The organism is Polynucleobacter sp. 39-46-10 (genome assembly GCF_002282275.1).
Genome location: NZ_NCJB01000137.1, coordinates 1 through 5,938 on the forward strand (window position 1 = coordinate 1; position 5,938 = coordinate 5,938).

Here is a 5,938-nt window from a genome sequence, read left to right on the forward strand (position 1 = left end):
TTCCACCTGCAGGCGGTTCGATAACTCTTGAGGAATCTTAGTCGCCGGAATCAAGCTGGGGTCAGCAAGCAAAGTAATCGTGCTTGCGGGCTGCTGCTGCAAGAAGGCTAAAGCAGCTGCAAGAGAAACCTCTGGACCAAGCCCTGCGGGCTCTCCAGAACTAATGACTAAATTAACGAGGGCTGGCTGCTGGATCATCTGCGTTAATGATCTTCACCGTAGCGGTGTCGCGTAATTCACGTAACCAATCTTGATAAGCCTGTTCGAACTTACGCTCACGGATTGCTGCGCGGGCAAATTGACGCTGCTTCTCCAGAGTTAATTGTGCTTCACGACGCTCGAGCACCTGAATCAAATGCCAACCAAACTCGGTCTTCACTGGGTTGCTGACTTCACCAATTTGCAAGCGGTTCATAGCTTGATCAAACTCAGGAACTAAATCACCAGGACCCATCCAACCTAGATTTCCACCGTTAGCAGCAGATCCATCTTCAGAATACTTTTTAGCCAGTTCGCCAAAATCAGCAGTCTTTGCGCGAACCTGGTCTCGATAGCCGGCGAGGCGTCTTTCAGCATCCTGATCCGTTAAACCAGCACGACTGCGCAATAAGATATGGCGAGACAAGGTCTGCGTCACCATAATGTTTTGTGGGGTAGTTGTACCTTCTTGGGGAGAAGCTTGCTGCGGCTCAGGGGCACCAGCAGCTAAGGCGCGACGATCAAGAACCTTGAGTACGTGATAGCCAGCTGGGCTTCTTACTACTGCATTAGCAAGTTGCCCGCTACCTGTATTTCTCACAGCCTCATAAAATAATTGCGGCAAGCGATCTGGTGTGCGGTAACCTAATTCCTGAAACTTAATTTTTGGATTGTCTTTTGCGGCCATTGCACCCAGCTGCAAAAAATCGACATCACCACGAGCTTCTCGCAATAAAGATTCTGCTTGCTTCTTTGCTGCAGCCTGAGCACCAGCACCTGCACTCGCATCTACTGGAATAAAAATCTGAGCTACATCGATTTCCTCTGGCTCACCTTTAGCGGCTGGAGTAGATCGTGCCGCCCTTCCTCCACCAGCTACTTCACGATTGCGGTCAGTAATGAAATTATCGACTTCTGCATCAGAAATCTTAATCTTGCCTTCTACCTCGCGCTCGCGATAGCGACTAATGATTACATCATCACGCAACATTTCACGATACCGATCATAGGTGCTACCAGTCGCAGCAATTTTTACTTTCAGTTCAGCAACTGTTAATTTATTCTTAGCTGCTATATCACCAATAATCTTATCGAGTTCCTTGTTGCTAACTGCAACACCTTCTTGCTCAGCATTTTGCAGTTGGATCTTTTCGACAATCAGACGCTCGAGCACGGTCTTACGTAAAGTCGCTGCGTCAGGAAGTTTGGTTCCCTGCTTTTGTAAGGCCGTAATGCGATCATCAATCTCTTTACGCGTCACGTAGCCTGTATTTACGACCGCTGCAACACCATCAATATTACGAATTTTGCTATCAGCCGCAGTCTTTGAGCCATCTTGTGCAAGCGCGAACTGAGTCATAAGAGCAGTGCCAGCCAAAATCATGGCTGCAAGGGCTTGGTTAAATCGATTCCTACGCATCATTGATAGTTCTCGTATATTGAAGGTGGTATAGGCTTGGAAGTAGGCATATATCCAGGAACATTTAGCTTCATGATATCAACTGGATTACTACCAGCGCTACCAAATCCCCTAAATTCTATTTGGAATAAAACCTGGGTAGTGGTTATTTGTGAGGTATTGAGCATTTGAGAGTAAGCACCGCGTAAGGTCCAGCAATCGCGCATCCACTCTAAACCCACTAAAGTGTTAAGCGTTTTAGTTGTTAACGCGTCATAACCCCATCGACCCAATGCTGAAACCTCTCGGGTGAGAGGCCACTGCCCAGATATATTGTATTGATCAGTAGTCGTCTGAGCTAGTGTGCCCAGCGTATTATTTTGCACTGAAGCCTGTGTTGGAGGGCTCCAAACGTTTCTATACCCAAAATTCAAATTTCTACCAGGCGTAGGACGCCAGCTTCCACCAACGGTTGTCTGAACCAATTTATTTAACTGGGTGTTGTACTGCCCAAACATATCTGCACTAAAGTTACCTAGCAGGCGCACAGACGCTGAGCCCAAGGTATCGGAGTAGGTTGTTGGATTGGCAATGTTTCCATTAAGGCCAACTCGCTGCCCCGAAAATGCTTGGCGCTGTGCAAGGGTTACGTTAGCTCGCTCTGCGCCAGTATTAGCCTCAATCATCCGACTAGTTAAGCCACCAGTCAGCTTATTGTTATCCGCAATACGGTCATTACCAATAAATGTATTTTCACTAAAAATTTGGGTAACACCAAAACCCGCATCTGCCGTATCAAACAGTGGAGTTTGAGCCTGACTTTCATAGGGGGTATAAACATAAAACGCTCTTGGCTCCATGGTGAGCAACATATCGCGCCCAAAGAAGCCCTTTAATTCAGCGGCATCTCTTTCAAACGCCAAACCAGAATCAAGACTGAATGTGGGTATGGTAAAGCCTTGTGCAGCTGGCGCTCCCACAGGGTTATATGGGGTGGCATTATAAGTATTCGACTGAAAGCTGACCTTAGGAGTGATGTAATAACCGGGTGTAATCTGAGGTAGTGACATTGCACCTTTAATAACTGTTCGATCTGCTTGGCTAAATGCACCTGGAGCAGTTGCCTGTAGGTTTCCACCAATGTTGTAAGCAAATCGGGTGTAGTCAGTTGAAAACGTTGTTACAGGGCCTGATGGCAAGGTAATATATTTACCGCTAGCGTCAGCCACCGTTGGAGTTAAACGGTTGTTATAGGTGGCAGTGATATTCGGCAAAATATTGTAGGGAGATTGCACAGTCACCGTTGGATCAGGCTGCAATGTCTGGAAAGTCATCGCTCTTGCGGCAACCGTCCAATTGCTTAAACTTCCGGTTAAGTTCTTAGTAGTACCAACCTCTTGACGAAATTGATTGGTAACTGCGCCGGCAATACTTTGTGAAAAGTCAATTGGATACAAGTTATCTGATACCCGCGCCACATTGGCATAACCAGTCCAAGCACCAGCAATGGGGACACCACCCATACCCAATAAATCACCACTAAAGTTCTGTCTTTGCTGCCAGTCATAGCGCCAACGATCCGTGCCAGTTTTGCGATCGTAAGGCAGATAGTCACCCATTAAGTTGCCAGAGTACTGCTTATCCAAAAACTGATACTTAGCGCCCAATTGCACTCCACGTTGGCCCATTACTCGAGGCAACAATAGCAAGTCACGATTAGGCGCAATATTGACGTAGTAGGGCGTCGTCACATCAATACCATTATTGGAGTTATAACCAGCTACCGGTGCCAAAATTCCGGAACGGCGTTGATTTGATGTTGGTGCAGTGAAGTAAGGAACATAAGCAATGGGTACATCAAAGAATCGCATAACACCGTTTGTACCAACCATTTCTTTTTGCTCGTTATCAATCTCAAGCGTACTAGCCGTGAAATACCAATCTAAGTTTTCTGGGGTGCAAGTTGTATAAGTTGCCTTATCAAACACAAATACATCTGAAGTTTCAATCGTTAATTTTTTTGCATTGCCACTTGCTCTGTTATCACGCAATTCGTAATTCGGAGATTCCATTTCACCATCACGAGCATCTACCCGAAAACGCGCCTTTGGTCCTTTGAAAGATGTGTTACCTTTTGAAAATTCAGTATTGCCCAATAAGTTAGCTACATCAGAATCAGGATCATATTTAATTTCATCGGCTTTGATCACTGCACCGTTACGTCGAATTTGCGCACGTCCCTTTAAGCGCATTTCACGATCGACAATTCCATCAATCGAATCACTGGAAGTAAACGTCAATGCATTACCATCAGCGATAGGCTTACCAACCCGTAATTGATCATCCAACTTTAAGACAGTGACATCGCCACGATCGGGGATTAATACGGAGTTAGCAGAGCTACCTAATGACTGTGATGAAGGAGGTAAAGGTGCAGGTGCCTGAGCCATACTTAAGTGGGCAAATTGCGACAATGCAACCCCCATCATTACGCGCAGGGTGACAGATAAAAAAAGAGGGGCACAAAGGCCAGCGCGACGGCGATAATGACTCATAGATCCAGACCCCGCTATTATACGAATCGACCATGACTGACTCTCGCTTAGACACCCTCCGTAACTGGCTAAAAGGCCTTGAACCTAGCTGGCAATTAGATCTCCCCACTTTAGCCCCCGCCTCGGCAGATGCCAGCTTTCGACGGTATTTCCGGATTGAGTCCAAAAACCCGGATTTTCCGACTTTGATCGTGATGGATGCCCCACCCCAACATGAACCCTTAGATGCCTTTATTAAGGTCGATTTATTGCTTGAAAATGCCGGTTTAAATGTCCCGAAAATTCTAGAAAAAAATGTCGTCGAGGGCTTTCTTTTACTCAACGATCTTGGCACTAAAACTTTCCTTGCAGAGCTCAATTCTCAGAGTACGGATCATCTATACAAAGATGCGACACATGCTTTAGTACAAATGCAGTTAGCGAGCAAACCTGATGTCCTGCCAAACTATGATGAAGCACTTCTACAACGTGAGCTTGATTTATTTCCTGAGTGGTATTTAGGAAAGCATTTGCAGATGGAGTTAACTGAACTTCAAATCTCTCAAATGAAGCAAGCATTCGAACTCATTATTCAAAATAATCTTGCTCAAGCAAAAGTCTACGTTCATCGAGACTATCACTCACGCAATCTGATGGTGACCGAAAAAAATAATCCCGGTGTTATCGATTTTCAAGATGCAGTTTATGGCCCGATTACTTACGATGCTGCCTCACTCTGGCGTGATGCATACATTGCATGGCCCGAAGAACGCGTGATAGATTGGGTCATTAAATTTTGGGAAGCTGGCCGCAAAGCAGGATTGCCAATGCCAGATGATTTTGGTCAGTTCTATCGTGACTTCGAGTGGATGGGCTTACAGCGACACCTCAAAATTTTGGGGATTTTTGCAAGGCTATTTCATCGCGATGGTAAAGATGGCTATCTCAAAGATATTCCATTGGTACTCGAGTACGCGATTGCAAGCGCAAATCGCTATATTGAATTAAAGCCCTTGGCACGTATTTTGGAATCGACACGCTCCAATCAGAATTAGTCATCATCGATCATGAATAAGCGCAATCTCGTTCCTTGCTTTTTACTGGCCGCAGGTCGAGGCGAACGCATGCGTCCACTAACCGATGAGCTGCCTAAACCACTCCTCACCATAAAAAACAAATCCTTACTCGCCTGGCATTTAGAAGCACTCAGTGCGGCAGGCATTGAGAATGTAGTGATTAATCATGCTTGGCTTGGCAATAAGATTGAGCAAGCCCTAGGAAATGGCAGTCAATTTAATTTGAATATTGCCTACTCTCCAGAAACTATCGCCTTAGAAACAGCAGGTGGCATTTGTAAAGCACTCCCCTTGCTGAACCCCAGCGATTATTTCTTGGTGATTAATGGGGATGTTTTTAGCCCAAATCTACCGATTGCGCAGCTTTTGGAACAAATTTCCAGTTTACGAAGCATGCCAAATCAACCTTTGGCACATCTTTTGATGGTTCCCAATCCAGTTCAACACCTCGAGGGGGACTTTTATCTCAAAGGCTCCCAAGTGGCCTCCGAATCTCTGGCCGATGCCGAAAAACTAACTTTTTCCGGTATCGGCATCTACCATCGAGACCTCTTTAAAGATGTAGAGTTGGATGTACCTACTAAATTAGCCCCACTCCTCAGGGTGGCTATGGCCAAAAATCGAGTGTCTGGTGAAAAATATGCCGGTCCGTGGCACGATGTAGGTACACCTCAACGATTACAAGAGCTCAATGCAGCGCATGAATAAATCCACTATTTACCAACAACGCC

4 protein-coding genes and 1 pseudogene are annotated in these 5,938 nt (G+C 45.8%); 2 read left to right on the forward strand and 3 right to left on the reverse strand.

Features of this window, described 5'->3' with window-relative positions; translation table 11 throughout:
• The 3 genes and pseudogenes from pdxA to lptD all read right to left on the reverse strand — a co-directional run.
• Window positions 1-198: pseudogene (gene pdxA, locus B7X71_RS10745) on the reverse strand (4-hydroxythreonine-4-phosphate dehydrogenase); the annotation flags it as partial.
• Window positions 173-1,621: a peptidylprolyl isomerase gene (locus B7X71_RS10750; protein ID WP_293600726.1), complete on the reverse strand. Its 1,449-nt coding sequence runs from the start codon at window positions 1,619-1,621 to the stop codon at window positions 173-175. The gene B7X71_RS10750 and the pseudogene pdxA, both read right to left, overlap by 26 nt.
• Window positions 1,618-4,152, reverse strand: a complete 2,535-nt coding sequence (lptD, locus tag B7X71_RS10755) for an LPS assembly protein LptD (protein WP_293600727.1) — start codon at window positions 4,150-4,152, stop codon at window positions 1,618-1,620. The genes B7X71_RS10750 and lptD overlap by 4 nt, the downstream gene beginning before the upstream one ends.
• A 32-nt stretch (window positions 4,153-4,184) precedes the next feature.
• Here lptD and B7X71_RS10760 point away from each other — a divergent pair, with 32 nt between their 5' ends.
• Window positions 4,185-5,186, forward strand: a complete 1,002-nt coding sequence (locus B7X71_RS10760; RefSeq protein ID WP_293600728.1) for a phosphotransferase — start codon at window positions 4,185-4,187, stop codon at window positions 5,184-5,186.
• Between the two features lie 12 nt (window positions 5,187-5,198).
• On the forward strand, window positions 5,199-5,915 hold the full coding sequence (gene murU, locus B7X71_RS10765) for an N-acetylmuramate alpha-1-phosphate uridylyltransferase MurU (RefSeq protein WP_293600729.1): 717 nt from the start codon (window positions 5,199-5,201) through the stop codon (window positions 5,913-5,915).
• Window positions 5,916-5,938 lie beyond the last annotated feature (23 nt).

Excerpts from the sequence above, each read along its gene's own strand:
- B7X71_RS10750 (WP_293600726.1), bottom strand. The coding sequence starts at position 1,621 with ATGATGCGTAGGAATCGATTTAACCAAGCCCTTGCAGCCATGATTTTG.
- lptD (WP_293600727.1), bottom strand. The coding sequence starts at position 4,152 with ATGAGTCATTATCGCCGTCGCGCTGGCCTTTGTGCCCCTCTTTTTTTA.
- B7X71_RS10760 (WP_293600728.1), top strand. The coding sequence starts at position 4,185 with ATGACTGACTCTCGCTTAGACACCCTCCGTAACTGGCTAAAAGGCCTT.
- murU (WP_293600729.1), top strand. The coding sequence starts at position 5,199 with ATGAATAAGCGCAATCTCGTTCCTTGCTTTTTACTGGCCGCAGGTCGA.